Origin of the sequence: Arcobacter sp. CECT 8989 (genome assembly GCF_004116715.1) — a bacterium.
In the GTDB taxonomy this organism is placed as follows: domain Bacteria; phylum Campylobacterota; class Campylobacteria; order Campylobacterales; family Arcobacteraceae; genus Halarcobacter.
In genome coordinates, this window is sequence record NZ_PDKE01000100.1 from 1 (window position 1) to 411 (window position 411).

The following is a 411-nucleotide window of genomic DNA, read 5'->3' on the forward strand; positions in this document are numbered from 1 at the left end:
GCTTAAGTATAAGTGCAATTACTCAAAACTCAAAAATTATCTGTAAATCTGGTTCTAAAGGACTTATTTCTAAAGAGGGAGATTAAGTATTTGTATATATAGATGGAAAGAAAAAGTCTCAAAATTATATGTCTACGTCAGCATCTCAAGAGTTTATTGATAGTTTAAAGACAGGGAAGGCTTCTGTTTCAGGAAATAATACATCAACATCAACATACTCAGTAGATTCTCCTACTAATAATACTAGATATGAAATTGAAATAAATGGTACAACTGTATATTATGAGAGTGATAATGATGCAACAACAGATGAAATTAGAACTGTACATAAGCTTGCAATTGAAACTGAAAGTAGTCTTACAGGCTGTACTGTAACTATCCTAGCTTCCCATACTAAAACAATTACTATAT

The 411-nt window shown here is 30.4% G+C and carries 1 protein-coding gene; it reads left to right on the plus strand.

Annotation, left to right across the window (positions count from 1 at the left end; genetic code table 11):
• Positions 1-128: 128 nt before the first annotated feature.
• Positions 129-411: hypothetical protein (locus CRV02_RS14605; RefSeq protein WP_164969034.1), on the plus strand; the 283-nt coding region annotated here is incomplete at its 3' end.